Origin of the sequence: Rhizobium aethiopicum, assembly GCF_900094625.1 — a bacterium.
Taxonomy (GTDB): domain Bacteria; phylum Pseudomonadota; class Alphaproteobacteria; order Rhizobiales; family Rhizobiaceae; genus Rhizobium; species Rhizobium aethiopicum.
Window position 1 is genome coordinate 249,581 of record NZ_FMAJ01000006.1, and the last position, 15,888, is coordinate 265,468.

The window sequence follows — 15,888 nt, forward strand, 5'->3', positions numbered from 1 at the left end:
AGGTCAGGCGAGACCGAAGGCCGCGACGGCCATGTCGATCGCCTTGATACCGATGAAGGGGACGACGATCCCGCCGAGACCGTAGATCAGCAGGTTGCGCGACAGAAGCGCGCCGGCGCCGATCGGCCGGTAGCGCACACCCTTCAGCGACAGCGGGATCAGCGCGATGATGATCAGCGCATTGAAGATGATCGCCGAGAGGATGGCGCTTTGCGGCGTCGAAAGCCCCATGATGTTGAGGATGCCGAGCTGCGGGTAGAAGGTCAGGAACATCGCCGGGATGATGGCGAAATATTTAGCGATATCGTTGGCGATCGAAAAGGTCGTCAGGGCGCCGCGCGTCATCAGGAGCTGCTTGCCGATCTCGACGATCTCGATCAGCTTCGTCGGGTCCGAGTCGAGATCGACCATGTTGCCGGCCTCGCGGGCGGCGACCGTGCCGGTGTTCATGGCGACGCCGACATCGGCCTGGGCAAGCGCCGGGGCATCGTTGGTGCCGTCGCCGCACATGGCGACGAGCTTGCCCTTGGCCTGTTCCTCGCGCATCAGCGCCAACTTCATCTCCGGCGTAGCGTGGGCGAGGAAGTCGTCGACGCCGGCTTCGGCGGCGATGGCGGCTGCCGTCAGCGGGTTATCACCCGTGATCATCACGGTGCGGATGCCCATGCGGCGCAACTCGGTGAAGCGTTCGCGGATGCCGCCCTTGACGATATCCTTCAGCTGGATGATGCCGAGGAGTCTGCTGTCGCGGGCAACGGCCAGCGGCGTGCCGCCCGATTTGGCGACCTCGTCTGATATCGATTGCAGTTCGCGCATGACCTCCCGGCCGTTCTTAGATGCGGCGTCGCTGACATAGGCGAGCACGGTATCGACCGCGCCTTTGCGGATCGAGGTGCCTTCGAGATCGACCCCGCTCATACGGGTCTGGGCGGTGAAGGGAACGAAGCTCGCCTTGAGGCTTGCCATGTCGCGGCCGCGGATCGCATATTTTTCCTTGGCGAGGACGACGATGGAGCGGCCTTCCGGCGTTTCGTCGGCGAGCGAGGCGAGCTGGGCGGCATCGGCAAGCTCCTGTTCGGAAACGCCGCGCACCGGGTGGAAGGCCGTCGCCTGGCGGTTGCCGAGGGTGATCGTGCCGGTTTTGTCGAGCAGCAGCGTATCGACGTCGCCGGCGGCCTCGACCGCTCGGCCGGACATGGCGAGCACGTTGAAGCGGACGAGACGGTCCATGCCGGCGATACCAATCGCTGACAGGAGCGCGCCGATCGTCGTCGGAATCAGGGTGACGAAGAGGGCGACGAGCACGATGATCGGGATCGAGCCGCCGGCATAGATGGCAAAGCTCGGGATCGTTGCCGTCGCAAGCACGAAGATCAGCGTCATGCCGGCAAGCAGGATGTTGAGCGCGATCTCGTTCGGCGTCTTCTGGCGTTCCGCCCCTTCGACAAGCGAGATCATCCGGTCAAGGAATGTGGAGCCCGCGGCGGCGGTGATGCGCACCCGGATCCAGTCGGAGAGCACCTGCGTGCCGCCTGTCACCGCCGAGCGGTCGCCGCCGGATTCGCGGATGACAGGAGCGGATTCGCCTGTGATCGCCGCTTCGTTGACGGAGGCGACGCCTTCGATGACTTCGCCGTCCGAAGGGATGATATCGCCTGCCTCGACGAGCACGATGTCGCCGACCTTGAGGCTGGTGCCCGGCACCATCCGATAGCCGCTACCATTGTTGGCGGTGATGAGCTTGGCCTGTGTTTCGGTGCGCGCCTTGCGCAGCGAATCCGCTTGCGCCTTGCCGCGGCCTTCGGCGACCGCTTCGGCGAAATTGGCAAAGAGCACGGTGAACCAGAGCCAGAGATTGATCTGGAACGAGAAGCCGAGATTGCCGCTGCCCGCCACGAGGTCGCGCAGGAAGAGGACGGTGGTCAGCACCGAAACCGTGGCCACGACGAACATGACGGGATTTCTCGCAAGGGCGCGTGGGTCGAGCTTCCGGAAGGCGGCGCCGACGGCGGGAACGAGGATGCGAGAATCGATGATGCTCGCAGATTTTGCCTGGCTCATAAGAGACTCCAGCTTGGAAACGAGGATGGCGAAGGAACCCTGGGAATGCGGGTTACGGCCGCCTCAGAAGGTCTGTCCGGCGATCGCGACCAGGTGTTCGACGATCGGACCGAGGGCCAGCGCCGGGAAGAAGGTCAGGCCGCCAACGATCAGAATCGTGCCGAGGAGCAGGCCGACGAAGAGCGGCCCGTCGGTCGGGAAGGTGCCCGCCGATGCCGGAACCGCTTTCTTGGCGATGAGCGAACCGGCGATGGCAAGGGCCGGGATGATGACCAGGAAGCGACCGGCGAGCATGCTGATGCCGAGTGTCACGTTGTACCAGAGCGTATTGCCGGTCAGGCCGCCGAAAGCAGAGCCGTTATTGGCCGCAGCCGAGGTATAGGCATAGAGGATCTCGGAGAAGCCGTGCGGACCGGCGGTGCCGATCGGGGCAACGGCGCTCGGCAAGACCGTGGCGATCGCGGTGAAAACCAGCATGACGAGCGGCAGGCAGAGGATGGCGAGAACGGCCATCTTCATCTCCTTCGCCTCGATCTTCTTGCCGAGATATTCCGGCGTGCGGCCGACCATCAGGCCGGCAACAAAGACTGCGACGATGATGAAGAGCAGGATGCCGTAGAAGCCGGCGCCGACACCGCCGACGATGATTTCGCCAAGCTGCATGTTGACCAGCGGAATGAGGCCGCCGAGAGCGGTGAAGCTGCCATGCATGGCGTTGACGGCGCCGCAGGAGGCGGCTGTGGTGATAACCGCAAACAGCGAGGACAGCGCGACGCCGAAGCGGACTTCCTTGCCCTCCATATTGCCGCCGGCCAAGCCGAAGGCATGCATCAGCGGGTTGCCGGCCGCTTCCGCCCAATAGGTGATGCCGACGCCGACGATGAACAGCACGCCCATCGTAGCGAGGATCGCCCAGCCCTGGCGCTGGTTGCCGACCATGCGGCCGAACACGTTGGTCAGAGCCGCGCCGATCGCGAAGATCGAGACCATCTGGATGAGGTTGGAGATCGCATCGGGATTTTCGAACGGATGGGCGGAGTTGGCGTTGAAGAAGCCGCCGCCATTGGTGCCGAGCATCTTTATCGCAAGCTGCGAGGCGACGGGGCCGACGGCGATCGTCTGATGCGCGCCTTCGAGCGTCGTCCCATTGACATAAGGGCCAAGCGTTTGCGGTACGCCGAGATAGACATAGACGAGCGTCAGCACGATTGAGATCGGCAGCAGCACGTACAAGGTCGCTCTGGTCATATCGACCCAGAAGTTGCCGATGGCCTTGCCGGAAGCGCGCGCGAAGGCGCGGATGAAGGCGAGCGCGATGGCGATGCCGGTCGCCGCGGAGACGAAGTTCTGGACGGTGAAGCCGGCCATCTGCGTGAGGTACGACATGGTGCTTTCGCCGCCGTAGTTCTGCCAGTTGGTATTGCTGACGAAGCTGACGGCGGTGTTGAAGGAAAGCTCGGGCGGGACGGCCGCCATGCCGGCCGGATTATAGGGAAGGCCGGCCTGCAGGCGCTGCAGCGCGTAAAGCACGAAAACGCCGAGCATGTTGAAAAGCAGCATGGCGAAAGCATAGGAGGTCCAATGCTGCTCCTCCCGTTCGCTGGTGCCGGCAAGACGGTAAAGCCCTCGTTCGATGGGAGTGAGGAGGGGTGAAAGAAGACTGCGCTCGCCGCCGAAGACGCGCGTCATATAGGCGCCGAGCGGTTTGACGAGCACGAGGACGATCCCGCAGAAAAGCAGGATCTGAAGCCATCCGTTGAGGGTCATGGAATTAAACTTTCAATACCCGGCTGGTTCTCGGTCGCGCAGGCGCGACCTCAAAAGCGTTCTGGGCGTAGGAGAGCGTAGGTGAGGTAAATGGTGAGAAACACGGTCACTGCACCGCTCAAAATATAGTCGAAGGTCATCGTCGCTCTCCCGTCATAGCTTGTCGCAGGCGTGGGTATATGCAAAGCACAGCGCGAAGAATATGAGCGCGGTGCCGAGTAGAATGACATCCATCATGATCGTGAATCCGGTTGTTTTTCCTGGAGTCAGACAAGACAAAGGGCGCCGTCCCGGAGGAGGTCACCTTTCATGCTTTCTGGCTTGGAGATGATCCTTTCGATCTCTCGGACATCAATATGGAGCCGAGGCACATAAAGGTTCGAGACGGGCGAGCGCCTATCAATATAAAAATCTTATAAATGTTTTTGGCGCGACAGCAGGAAGATGGTGCGGAAGCGCCCAATCCCGAGGATATGGCGCGCTCTTGAAAACTCAAGGATCGACCCGGAACTGGTAGCGGCCTTCGGCGCTGCGGCCGTCCACCGAGAGGACGCGCCAGTCGAGGGTATAGAGGCCGGGCGCCATGGAGGGATCGAGCGGGATCTTGAATATGGATCCTTCGGGGCCGGAGAGGAACGGCTTGCCCAGGGGAAGCGTTCTGCCTTGGGCATCGAGCAAAGTGGCGGTCGAGCGGGCAAGATCAACGGGGCCGGTGAAGGTGAGCTCGACATTTGCCGGCACGAGCTCTTCTTCCTGCTGTTGGGGCGGCAGCGATGCTTGTTCCAGGGCCGCGGTCGCCTGGTTGGCGGCGAAGAGAAGGGTTGCTAACAGGCAGAATGACACGACCGACTTCATGATGGTTTCCTATGTTGCCGATCCGCCTGGTGCCGGGAACCGTGATACTTCCGTTGCGCCATGCGGGCCGCAGTCTAATAACGCTGCCGGGGACGATTTCGATCCCGCGTCCGCAGAATGACGCGCATCGGCTGCCCCGGGTTGTCCCTGTGAAGGGCGGCGTTCCAATCGGCCGCCAATCTGCGCCAGAATTTTCGGAGTGGTCTAAAGATCCTTGAGGAAAGCCAGTTTCCGTCGACATTGTCGTTATCATGCTTCATCGCTTGATCGCCTTCCCGCCTTGCCGTGGCTCATCATCGAGACTGTACTCCGCGGGGTGCTCTTCCGGAATCATACAGAGGTTTATCAGCGGCTATCTTTCGGGCTACGCATATGAGCATTTCGTCACACGATGGGCAAATGCTTGCGTTGGCGGTTGAATTGAAGCGGTTTACGATCTTATAGTCGCTGAACGGCACTTGATGAATCGCAGGCGCCATAGGAAGGAAACCGATCATGACCAAAGTCCGTGCGCTGGTGCTGGAGCGCCAGCATGAGCTTGCGCTACGCGATATCGATCTGCCGCTGGAAACGGGACCAGGCCAGGTGAAGATCAGGATTCACACCGTCGGCGTCTGTGGCTCGGACGTCCATTATTACACCCATGGCAAGATCGGCCCCTTCGTCGTAAACGCGCCGATGGTACTCGGCCACGAGGCGGCGGGCACGGTGGTCGAGGTTGGGGTCGGCGTGACGCATTTGAAAATCGGCGACCGCGTTTGCATGGAGCCCGGCATTCCCGATCCCAATTCCAAGGCAAGTCGGCTCGGCCTCTACAATATCGATCCGGCCGTCAGCTTCTGGGCGACGCCGCCGATCCATGGCGTGCTGACGTCCGAAGTGGTCCACCCGGCCAACTATACTTTCAAGCTGCCCGACAATGTCAGCTTCGCCGAAGGCGCCATGGTCGAACCCTTCGCCGTCGGCATGCAGGCGGCGGCCAAGGCGCAGATTGCGCCGGGCGATACCGCCGTCGTGCTCGGCGCCGGGCCGATCGGCACGATGGTGGCAATCGCCGCCCTTGCCGGCGGCTGCGCCCGCGCGATCGTTGCCGACCTCGCCCAGCCGAAGCTCGATATCGCTGCGCAATATCAGGGCGTCATTCCGGTCAACATCCGCGAGAAAGATCTGGTCGAAGAAGTCGGCCGGCTGACCGACGGCTGGGGCGCGGATGTCATCTTCGAATGCTCCGGATCGCCGAAGGCGTGGGAGACGATCATGGCGCTGCCGCGCCCGGGCGGCGTCATCGTCGCCGTCGGCCTGCCTGTCAACCCGATCGGCTTCGACGTCTCGACGGCATCGACCAGGGAAATCCGGATCGAAACCGTGTTCCGCTACGCCCACCAGTATGAGCGGTCCATCGCCCTGCTCGCCTCGGGTCGCGTCGATCTGAAGCCGCTGATATCAGAGACATTCAAATTCGAAGATTCGATCAAGGCCTTCGACCGCGCGGTCGAAGCGCGGCCGAGCGATGTGAAGCTGCAGATCGTGATGGAATAGGGCGCCGCAGCGCTGTTATGTGCCACTGGATTTCATTCTGCGAAAGACAAGAGCCGCGCCCGCGACGACAGCCGCGGCTCCAACCGCGACCAGCAGATGCCGGTGGAGGGGAAGGTGTCCCAATGCCTGCTGGATACCATGGCCGAACACATAACCGAGTGCAGTGAAAAGCTGCCCCCACACTAGCGCGGCGACCGCATTCAGGACGACGAATTTTGCGGTCGGTATGCGCGTCGTGCCGATGACGATTGGGCTGATCGTCCGCAAGCCGACCAGAAAACGGAACGCCAGGATGAAGCCGGTCTGATATTTTTCCAGCAGCCGGGTTGCCCGTGCGAGCGCGGGCCTCTCCATCAGCCGGCGAACGGGAGCCCATTGCACAGCATAACGGCCGGCGAAGAACCAGAACTGATCGCCGGCGAAGGAGCCCGCCACGGCCGCGAGCGACGCCGACCAATAGGACAGCAGCCCGCGGTGGGAAATTACGCCGCCGAGGAATGCGGCGGTTTCACCCTCGAAGGCGGCGCCCAGAAAGATCGCCAACAGGCCGTAATTCTCGATCAGCAGTTCGACGGACACGCGCTCGCCCCAATGTCCGGAGCTAAACCGGCTTCAAATCGCCAAGCAGCGTCGGGATCAGCTCCGACACCGTCGGATGGATCGGCACCGACCATTTCAGCGCGGGATAGGTGGTTCGCGCGTTCATCGCATCGATCAGGCCGTGGATCACCTCGTCGCCCTCGATGCCGAGGATCGCCGCACCGAGAATCTCTTTGGTCTCGGCATCGGCAATCACCTTCATGAAGCCCTTGGTCTCGCCGCGTTCATTGGCGCGGCCGACGCGGCTCATCGGCCGGGTCGAGACCATGATCCTGCGGCCGGAGGCGCGCGCCTGTTTCTCCGTCATGCCGACGCGGCCGAGCGGCGGGTCGATGTAGAGCGCATAGGCCGGGATGCGGCTCGAGACCTTGCGGTCCTCGCCGTCGAGCAGATTGGCGGCGGCAATCTCGAAATCATTGTAGGAGCTATGCGTGAAGGCGCCGCGGCCGTTGCAATCGCCGAGCGCGAAGATGCCCTCGACATTGGTGGCAAGCTTGTCGTCGACGGTGATATAGCCGCGCTTGTCGGTGGCAACCCCGGCGGCATCGAGGCCGAGATCGTCGGTATTCGGCTTGCGGCCGGTGGCGATCAGCACGTGACTTGCTTCGATTTCCGCCGCGCCGACGGTGACGTTTATTCCGCTGCCATTTCGCGCGAATGCGATGTCGCCGGCGTCGGTGTGAACATCGATGCCTTCGGAGCGCAGTATGTCGGCAATCGCGTCCGATATATCCTCGTCCTCGCGCGATGCGAGCTTCGGGCCGTGCTCGATAACGCTGACTTCGGCGCCGAAGCGGCGATACATCTGCGCAAATTCCAACCCGATATAGCTGCCGCCGATCACCGCCAGATGCCTCGGCAGCGTGTCGAGCTGGATGATCGAAGTGCTGGTGAGGTAATCGACCTCGTTGATACCAGGCAGTTCGGGGATGACGGGCCGGGCGCCGACATTGAGGAAAATGCGCGGCGCCGTCAGTGTCTCGCCATTGACGCGGATGGTCTTCGCATCCTCGAATCGGGCATGGCCGTAGATCACGCTCATGCCGTCCATGCTGTCAAACCACCCGATCAGGCCGTTGCGGGCGTTCATCGTCACCGTTTCGGCCCGGGCTCTCACAACCTTCATGTCGATGGCGATTTCGCCGGGGATGTTGACGCCATAGATGGCGCCGCTTCTTGCGACATGGGCGGCGCGGGCGCTGGCGACCAATGTCTTAGTCGGCATGCAGCCGGCATTGACGCAGGTGCCGCCAAGGAACTTACGCTCGACCAGCGCCACCTTCATGCCCTTTTCGACCATGCGGGCGGCGAGGAACGGGCCGGACTGGCCGGCGCCGATAACGATGGCGTCAAAGCTCTTCATGCAACGACCCCCACGATCAGCACCGCACCGATGACGGCGACGGCATCCTCGATGAGCGCGGCCGGCAGATCCCTGCCGAAGGCGGCGGCAAGCCTGGCGCGCAGCGCGGCGCCGCCATAGGTGCCGATCACGGCGCCGATCACGCCGGCGATCAGCCCGCCGAAGAGCAGGCTGCTGGCGGCGCCGACCGTTGCGCCGGCCAGTGCTCCCGTGACAATGCGGGCGGCGAACTGCATCGGCACCTTGCGCGACGGCGTCGACGGCAGCTGGTCGGTGATCAGTTCGATGACGGCGAGTACCGTGAAGATCCACGGCGTCCAGCGGTAACCCATGAAGGCAAGCGGCGTCTGCGAGACGTCGAACCAGCCGAGCGCCGCGCCCCAGGCGACGGCGGCCGGCGCCGTCATGGCGCGAAGGCCAGCAATAATGCCGATCAGCAATGCAAGAAGCAGAAACATGCGCGATCCCCTCTTTGCCGGCCTTTGAGCCGCAGCAGGGAAGGTTGCATATTGTCAGACGCGTGGCAATTCGCCGGTAAGCGCCGATTTTCAGTTCGCAAAGGCGGCTATGCCGGTGATCGCCCGGCCAATGATCAGCGCGTGGATGTCGTGCGTGCCCTCATAGGTGTTGACCACTTCGAGGTTGACGAGATGGCGGGCGATGCCGAATTCGTCGGAGATGCCGTTGCCGCCGAGCATGTCGCGGGCGGCGCGGGCCATGTCGAGCGCCTTGCCGCAGCTGTTGCGCTTGAGAATCGAGGTCAGCTCCACCGGCGGATGGCCTTCCTCCTTCATGCGCCCGAGCCGCAGGCAGCCCTGAAGGCCGAGCGAAATTTCCGCCGCCATATCGGCGAGCTTCTTCTGGATCAGCTGGTTGGCGGCGAGCGGCCGGCCGAACTGCTTGCGTTCCAGCGTATATTGCCGGGCTCTGGCATAACAATCCTCGGCGGCACCAAGTGCGCCCCAGGCGATGCCGAAACGGGCCGAGTTGAGGCAGGTGAACGGCCCCTTGAGGCCGGTCACGCCGGGCAGCAGGTTTTCCTCCGGCACGAAGACGCCGTCCATCACCACTTCGCCCGTTATCGAAGCCCGCAACCCGACCTTGCCGTGGATAGCGGGAGCCGAAAGTCCTTTCCAGCCCTTTTCGAGAATGAAACCGCGGATGAGACCATCCTCGGTCTTTGCCCAGACGACGAAGACATCGGCGATCGGCGCATTCGAGATCCAGGTTTTCGCGCCGGTGAGGCTGTAGCCGCCGTCGACCTTTTTGGCGCGCGTCGCCATCGAGCCGGGGTCGGAACCATGATCGGGCTCGGTCAGGCCGAAGCAGCCGATCCATTCGCCGGCGGCCAGCTTCGGCAGATATTTCAGCTTCTGTGCCTCGGAGCCGAACGTCTCGATCGGCACCATGACCAAAGAGGACTGTACGCTCATCATCGAACGGTAGCCGCTGTCCACCCGTTCGACCTCGCGGGCGATCAGGCCGTAGGCGACATAACCGAGACCGGCGCCGCCATAATCGGGGGAAATCGTCGGGCCGAGCAGGCCGAGTTCGCCCATTTCGCGGAAGATGGCCGGGTCGGTCCTTTCATTGCGAAAGGCGTCGAGAACGCGGGGGGCGAGTTTTTGCTGCGCATAGGCATGGGCGGTATCCTGCACCATGCGCTCCTCGTTGGTCAGCTGCTCCACCAGGCGCAATGGGTCGGCCCAGTCGAAAACCTCGCGCGTATGTGGCATGGCGGCGTCTCCTCACCTCGAGTTCGGGTTTTCCTCGTCAAGGTCGCCTTAGACCCGACGGCGGGTCGCGTCAACCGATGGCGATCTGGCGAAAAGACGGGCGGTGACCTCTTTTCAAACGCCGCCGCATGATCCACTTTGCCCGCGTTCGATTCTGGAATGAGGAGGCGGAAATGTCGTCAAGCGATCTGTTCGTATCGGCCGAAGGCGCCGAATGGGTCAATCCGGAGCCCGGGGTCACCAGACGCATCATGACCTATCTGCCCGAGATGATGATGGTGGAAGTGGCGTTCGAAAGCGGCGCCGTGGGTGCTGCCCATTCGCACCCGCACATCCAGGCAAGTTATGTTGCCGAGGGCAGCTTCGAAGTGACGATCGACGGGCGGACCGAAGTGCTGCGCCAAGGCGGCAGCTTCATCGTGCCCCCCAACCTCGTCCATGGTGTCAAGGCGTTGGAAAAGGGTCGGCTGATCGATACCTTCACCCCGCACCGGGCCGAGTTCCTTAAGTAATCGGCTGTTAATCAGCTCACGGGTCCTGACCGGCGCGTGGCGCCGGCTGTGACATAGGGCGGCACGAAAAGCGCATCTTCGCTGCCCACCGCCTCGCGCAGGAAGTCGATGACGGCGCGCATGCGCGGCACCTGTTTCAGATCGCGATGGCAGGTGATCCAGTATTGGCGCTTGAGCTCGATCTCCTCCGGCAGCACGCGCACGAGCTCCGGATAACGGCTGGCGAAGAAATAGGGCAGGATGCAGAGACCAAGACCGTTTCGGGTGGCGGTGAGCTGCGCGAAGATGCTGGAGCTCTGGAACTGCGGCTTGATGCGCGGATGCACATCACTGAGATAATCCAGCCCCGGCGCGAAGACCATTTCCTCGATATAACTGACGAACGGATGCTCAAGCAGATCGTCACGGCAGGTGATGGCAGGCGCCTTGGCCAGATAGTCGCGAGAGCCGTAAATCTGCAGGTGATAGTCGGTCAGCTTCTCCGCGAAATAAGGCCCGCCTTTAGGCTCGTCGAGCACGACGGAGAGATCGGCTTCCTTACGCGACAGCGACATGATCTGCTGGATCGTCACCAGCTCGAGCGAGAGATGCGGGTGTTTTGCGGCGAAGCGCGGCAGCATGGGCGCGAAAAAGAAATTGGCAAAACCTTCCGGGGCGCTCAGGCGCACAAGACCGCGCTGTGCCATCGAGCCGTCGGCGAGGTCGGCGCGCAGCCGCTCGGTCTCCTGCTCCATCCGCTCGGCCGTCTCGACGAAACGCGTGCCCATGGCGGTCAACACATAGCCGCGCGGATTGCGCTCGAACAGCTTGACCTTGAGGGTGAATTCCAGCCGGTCGATGCGCCGCGAGACGGTGGCATGGCTGGAGCGCAGCTGGCGGGCGGCCGTCGACAGCTGTCCGGTGCGGGCGACAGCGAGAAAGAACTGCAGATCGTCCCAGGTAAACTGCGGTGAATTGTTCATCGCCATCCCTCCGTTCAACAACCAGCAACGCATAGCATGATCTTGAGTGATTTATAGGAATTCATTGTTTTATTTAAGTTTTGTTGCCCAGATCTTGGGCGGCTCGCTGAGCTGGCTGAAGCCGGGATCTCGATGACCCCGAGGCCGCGCCAGCGACAAATCCATTGAAGCCTCTGCGACAGCGCTTTCGGCCTCCCTGCGTGAATGCTACACGGCTGCGTTTGAATTTTGAGGGAATATTCATGAAGAAATTGCTTCGCCTGCTGCTGACGGTCGCTCTCGCATTCGTCGTGGTTCTCGGTTTTCGCTGGTATCGCTACGTCACCAACACCGACAGTCCCTATGACGAAGTCGGCATCACGCTCAACACGGCCATGCCAGGGCCGGTCAATGCCTGGGGCTGTGCCAAATTGAAGGAAACCTTTAGCGGCGCCTTGCCTCCCTATGGCTGCGCTGCCGACAATGGGACGCAGTGGAAGTAACAGCAGCCGGAACGTGCCGAAATGCCCCTGGGAACGAACGAACTGAAGAGGATTTCGTTCGTCTGGCGCATCGGCCGAAAATCGAATTCGATTGTCGAAAAGCACGATGCGTAGTTCAGAGTATCCTTTGTGCGTCCGAAAGGATGCACGACGCTCTAATGACGCATACCTGCACAACCGCGGAAACTGCCCTATTTAGCGCTGGGCGCTGACTCCTGGCGCTTCCTAAGGTCGGGATCGAATTGTGCAGCTTTCTTTCTGTGCAAATATGAACAGATACTGTTTGGAATTAGTTGCAAAACACCCGTTGCCTCAGGGGAGAATTTCCATGATCGTAAGACGAGGGGCGGTTGTTCTGAGGAGTGCGACCGGCCAATTCTGAACAGATCCGCAATCTGGCTCATCTCTGGGAGGAGAGAATATGCGTAAGAATCTCATTGCATCAGTTGCATTTCTGCTTGCGAGCAGCACTGCAGTGCTCGCGCAGAGCGCGACCGATGGCAAGGTCAAGATCGGCATCCTGAACGACCAGTCAGGCGTCTATGCCGACTTCGGCGGCAAGTCGTCCGTCGAGGCCGCCAAGATGGCGGTCGAGGATTTCGGTGGCAAGGTACTTGATGTGCCGGTCGAGATCGTCGATGCCGACCACCAGAACAAGCCGGATATTGCCTCCAACATCGCCCGCCAATGGTATGACACCGAGCAGGTCGATGCGATCATGGAACTGACCACCTCCTCGGTAGCGCTCGCGGTGCAGGCGATCGCCAAGGAGAAGAAGAAGATTGACATTGTCACCGGTGCGGCGACGACCGATCTCACCGGCAAGGCTTGTTCGCCCTATGGCTTCCACTGGGCCTACGACACCCATGCGCTCGCCGTCGGGACCGGCGGCGCGCTCGTCAAGCAGGGCGGCGACAGCTGGTTCTTCCTGACCGCCGACTATGCCTTCGGCTATTCGCTGGAGCAGCAGACCAGCGAGTACGTCAAGGCGAGCGGCGGCACGGTCGTCGGCGCCGTCCGCCATCCGCTATCGACCCAGGACTTCTCCTCCTTCCTGCTGCAGGCGCAATCATCCGGCGCCAAGGTGATCGGCCTTGCCAATGCCGGTCTCGATACTTCGAACGCCATCAAGCAGGCGGCCGAATTCGGCATCACCCAGGGAGGCCAGCATCTGGCGGCGCTCCTCTTCACGCTTGCCGAAGTCCATGGCCTCGGCCTCGAGGCGGCGCAGGGTCTGACGCTGACGGAAGGTTATTACTGGAATCGCGACGACGAAAGCCGCGCCTTCGCCAAGAAGTTCTTCGATCGCACCGGCAAGATGCCGAACATGGTCCATGCCGGCACCTATTCGGCAGTGACCCAATATCTGAAGGCGATCCAGAAGGCCGGCACCGACGAGACGGAAGCCGTCGCCAAAGTGCTGCATGAAATGCCCGTCGACGACGTCTTCGGCCGCGGCGGCACGGTCGGCGCCAATGGCCGCATGATCCACGACATGTATCTGCTGCAGGTCAAGAAGCCGGCCGACAGCAAGGAGCCGTGGGATTACTTCAACGTTCTCGCCACCATTCCCGGCAAGGAAGCCTATATCGATCCCGCCAAGAGCGGCTGCGATCTGGTGAAGTAATCACGATGGCGGTTTCCGCGATTGAAACTCAGGCGAAGCCGCGGGTGGTATTGTCCGCCCGCGGCCTGCGCCGCGATTTCGGCGGCTTCACGGCCGTCAAGAACGTCGATCTCGACGTGCATGACGCAAGCGTGCATGCGCTGATCGGTCCGAACGGCGCCGGCAAGACGACGGTCTTCAACCTGCTGACGAAGTTCCTGCAGCCGACGGCGGGCACGATCACCCTGATGGGCACCGACATTACCGGAACCCCGCCCGACAGGGTGGCGCGGATGGGACTGGTGCGCTCCTTTCAGATCTCGGCGGTCTTCCCGCATCTCTCCGTCCTCGACAATGTCCGCGTGGCTCTGCAGCGGCCGAACCATCTGTCAACGCAGTTCTGGCGGCCGCTTTCCGCACTCGATCGGCTGAACGAGCGTGCCGAGCAGCTGCTTGCGAGCGTCGGCCTTTCCAAGGAGCGCGACCATTTCGCCGCCGATCTTTCCTATGGCCGCAAGCGTGTGCTTGAGATCGCCACGACGCTGGCGCTCGATCCGAAGGTACTGCTTCTCGACGAGCCCATGGCCGGCATGGGGCACGAGGATGTCGCCGTCGTTTCCGCGATCATCCGTGACGTGGCCCGCGACCGGGCGGTGCTGATGGTCGAGCACAATCTCTCCGTCGTCGCCAATATCTGCCAGCACGTCACCGTCTTGCAGCGCGGCGAGATCCTCGCCGAGGGCGACTATGCCACCGTCAGCCAGGACGAGCGCGTGCGCGAGGCCTATATGGGCACGGAGGAGCAGCACTGATGGCCGCTCTCCTGGAGGTTCATGGCCTTAACGCCTGGTACGGTGAAAGCCACATATTGCACGGCGTCGACATGCATGTCGGCGAGGGCGAGACGATCACCATCCTCGGCCGCAACGGCGTCGGCAAGACGACGACGCTTCGCACCATCACCGGCATCGTGCGCGCCCGCAAGGGCAGGATCAGCTTTGCCGGCAGCGATATGATGCATGTGCCGCTGCACAAGACGGCGCATCGCGGCATCGGCTTCGTGCCGGAGGAGCGCGGCATTTTTTCCACGCTCACCGTTTCGGAAAACCTGCTGCTGCCACCTGTCGTCGCAGAGGGCGGCATGACGGTCGACGAGATCTACGAACTCTTTCCCAATCTCTACGAGCGCCGCGGCAGCCCGGGCACAAAGCTTTCCGGCGGCGAGCAGCAGATGCTGGCGATCGCGCGCGTCCTGCGCACCGGCGTTCGGCTGCTCATTCTCGACGAACCGACCGAAGGGCTCGCCCCGGTGATCGTCCAGCGCATCGGCGAGGTGCTGAAGAAACTCAAGGAGCGCGGCATGACGATCCTGCTCGTCGAGCAGAACTTCCGATTTGCAAGCCGTATTGCCGATCGCTTCTATCTGATGGATCATGGGCAGATGGTGTCGGAATTCCCGGTCGGCGAACTGCCGCAGCGCATGGATACGCTGCACAAGGTTCTGGGAGTGTGACCAGATGACGATGATCTTCGGTATTCCCCTGCAGGCGCTGCTCGGCCAGCTCTTGATCGGCCTGATCAACGGCTCGTTTTATGCGCTGCTCAGCCTCGGCCTCGCCATCATTTTCGGCCTGCTCCGGGTGATCAATTTCGCCCATGGCGCGCAATATATGCTCGGCGCCTTCGTCGCCTATCTGCTCTTGACCTATGCCGGCATCGGCTACTGGCCGTCGCTGATCCTGGCGCCCGTCATCGTCGGCCTTGCCGGGGCCGTCATCGAGCGGCTGTTTCTGCGCCGGCTCTATGACCTTGATCCGCTCTACGGCCTGCTCTTCACCTTCGGGCTGGCGCTCTCGGTCGAGGGCACCTTCCGCTATCTCTACGGCTCGTCCGGCCAGCCCTATGCGACACCGGCGGCTCTTGCCGGCGGGGCCAATCTCGGCTTCATGTTCCTGCCGATCTATCGCGGCTGGGTCGTCGTCGTCTCGCTCGTCGTCTGCCTCGGCACATGGCTGCTGATCGAGAAGACCAAGCTCGGCGCCTATCTCAGGGCCGCGACCGAAAACGCCGTGCTGGTGCAGGTCTTCGGCGTCAACGTGCCGATGCTCCTGACGTTCACCTACGCGCTCGGCGCCGGTCTCGCCGCCTTTGCCGGCGTGCTGGCAGCGCCGATCTACCAGGTCTCGCCGCTGATGGGCTCGAACATGATCATCGTCGTCTTCGCCGTGGTCGTGGTCGGCGGCATGGGGTCGATCATGGGCGCGATCGTGACCGGTTACGTGCTCGGCATCGCCGAGGGCCTGACCAAGGTCTTCTATCCCGAGGCCTCCAACACCGTGATCTTCGTCATCATGGCGATCGTGCTTCTCATCAGGCCCGCGGGCCTCTTCGGCCGGGATGCTTGA

Annotated in this window: 16 protein-coding genes; 7 read left to right on the plus strand and 9 right to left on the minus strand. The window is 62.3% G+C overall.

Features of this window, described 5'->3' with window-relative positions; genetic code table 11:
* Nucleotides 1-3: 3 nt before the first annotated feature.
* The 4 genes from kdpB to GA0061105_RS15390 form a co-directional block, all read right to left on the minus strand.
* A complete protein-coding gene (gene kdpB / locus GA0061105_RS15370) occupies nt 4-2,061 on the minus strand; it encodes a potassium-transporting ATPase subunit KdpB (RefSeq protein ID WP_092751246.1) in 2,058 nt (685 codons plus the stop codon).
* Nucleotides 2,062-2,124: 63 nt separating this feature from the next.
* Complete coding sequence (gene kdpA / locus GA0061105_RS15375; protein ID WP_092751248.1) at nt 2,125-3,828, minus strand: potassium-transporting ATPase subunit KdpA; 1,704 nt, start codon at nt 3,826-3,828, stop codon at nt 2,125-2,127.
* 50 nt (nt 3,829-3,878) lie between these two features.
* A complete protein-coding gene (locus tag GA0061105_RS15380; protein WP_064697302.1) occupies nt 3,879-3,968 on the minus strand; it encodes a K(+)-transporting ATPase subunit F in 90 nt (29 codons plus the stop codon).
* A 352-nt stretch (nt 3,969-4,320) separates the two neighbouring features.
* Nucleotides 4,321-4,683, minus strand: a complete 363-nt coding sequence (locus GA0061105_RS15390) for a copper resistance CopC family protein (protein WP_092751250.1) — start codon at nt 4,681-4,683, stop codon at nt 4,321-4,323.
* A 495-nt stretch (nt 4,684-5,178) separates the two neighbouring features.
* On the opposite strand from GA0061105_RS15390, the gene GA0061105_RS15400 reads away from it, so the two are divergent.
* Nucleotides 5,179-6,222, plus strand: coding sequence for an NAD(P)-dependent alcohol dehydrogenase (locus GA0061105_RS15400; protein WP_064697300.1), 1,044 nt, complete (start codon nt 5,179-5,181; stop codon nt 6,220-6,222).
* Nucleotides 6,223-6,237: 15 nt separating this feature from the next.
* Here GA0061105_RS15400 and GA0061105_RS15405 read toward each other — a convergent pair whose 3' ends face one another.
* The 4 genes from GA0061105_RS15405 to GA0061105_RS15420 all read right to left on the minus strand — a co-directional run bounded on the left by GA0061105_RS15405 (nt 6,238) and on the right by GA0061105_RS15420 (nt 9,921).
* A complete protein-coding gene (locus tag GA0061105_RS15405) occupies nt 6,238-6,801 on the minus strand; it encodes a DedA family protein (RefSeq protein ID WP_064697299.1) in 564 nt (187 codons plus the stop codon).
* A 22-nt stretch (nt 6,802-6,823) separates the two neighbouring features.
* Entirely contained in the window at nt 6,824-8,185 is a 1,362-nt protein-coding gene (locus GA0061105_RS15410) for an FAD-containing oxidoreductase (RefSeq protein WP_092751254.1), read from the minus strand.
* Nucleotides 8,182-8,643, minus strand: a complete 462-nt coding sequence (locus tag GA0061105_RS15415; RefSeq protein WP_092751256.1) for a DUF4126 family protein — start codon at nt 8,641-8,643, stop codon at nt 8,182-8,184. The genes GA0061105_RS15410 and GA0061105_RS15415 overlap by 4 nt, the downstream gene beginning before the upstream one ends.
* Nucleotides 8,644-8,733: 90 nt before the next feature.
* The gene (locus tag GA0061105_RS15420) at nt 8,734-9,921 is read right to left on the minus strand and encodes an acyl-CoA dehydrogenase (protein WP_064697296.1); all 1,188 of its coding nucleotides are present in this window, start codon (nt 9,919-9,921) and stop codon (nt 8,734-8,736) included.
* Between the two features lie 173 nt (nt 9,922-10,094).
* On the opposite strand from GA0061105_RS15420, the gene GA0061105_RS15425 reads away from it, so the two are divergent.
* On the plus strand, nt 10,095-10,433 hold the full coding sequence (locus GA0061105_RS15425) for a cupin domain-containing protein (protein ID WP_003594586.1): 339 nt from the start codon (nt 10,095-10,097) through the stop codon (nt 10,431-10,433).
* 11 nt (nt 10,434-10,444) lie between these two features.
* Here GA0061105_RS15425 and GA0061105_RS15430 read toward each other — a convergent pair whose 3' ends face one another.
* Nucleotides 10,445-11,395: a LysR family transcriptional regulator gene (locus GA0061105_RS15430; RefSeq protein WP_064697295.1), complete on the minus strand. Its 951-nt coding sequence runs from the start codon at nt 11,393-11,395 to the stop codon at nt 10,445-10,447.
* Between the two features lie 242 nt (nt 11,396-11,637).
* Between GA0061105_RS15430 and GA0061105_RS15435 the strand changes: the two genes are divergently transcribed.
* From GA0061105_RS15435 to GA0061105_RS15455, 5 genes are all read left to right on the plus strand, one after another.
* Nucleotides 11,638-11,877, plus strand: a complete 240-nt coding sequence (locus tag GA0061105_RS15435; RefSeq protein ID WP_064697294.1) for a hypothetical protein — start codon at nt 11,638-11,640, stop codon at nt 11,875-11,877.
* A gap of 421 nt (nt 11,878-12,298) precedes the next feature.
* Entirely contained in the window at nt 12,299-13,504 is a 1,206-nt protein-coding gene (locus tag GA0061105_RS15440) for an ABC transporter substrate-binding protein (RefSeq protein ID WP_092751258.1), read from the plus strand.
* A gap of 5 nt (nt 13,505-13,509) precedes the next feature.
* The gene (locus GA0061105_RS15445) at nt 13,510-14,295 is read left to right on the plus strand and encodes an ABC transporter ATP-binding protein (protein WP_064697292.1); all 786 of its coding nucleotides are present in this window, start codon (nt 13,510-13,512) and stop codon (nt 14,293-14,295) included.
* Nucleotides 14,295-14,996 carry an ABC transporter ATP-binding protein gene (locus GA0061105_RS15450; protein WP_064697291.1) on the plus strand — a complete coding sequence of 234 codons (702 nt, stop codon included), beginning with the start codon at nt 14,295-14,297 and terminating at the stop codon, nt 14,994-14,996. Before GA0061105_RS15445 ends, GA0061105_RS15450 begins: the two co-directional genes overlap by 1 nt.
* A gap of 4 nt (nt 14,997-15,000) precedes the next feature.
* Nucleotides 15,001-15,888, plus strand: a complete 888-nt coding sequence (locus GA0061105_RS15455; protein ID WP_064707167.1) for a branched-chain amino acid ABC transporter permease — start codon at nt 15,001-15,003, stop codon at nt 15,886-15,888.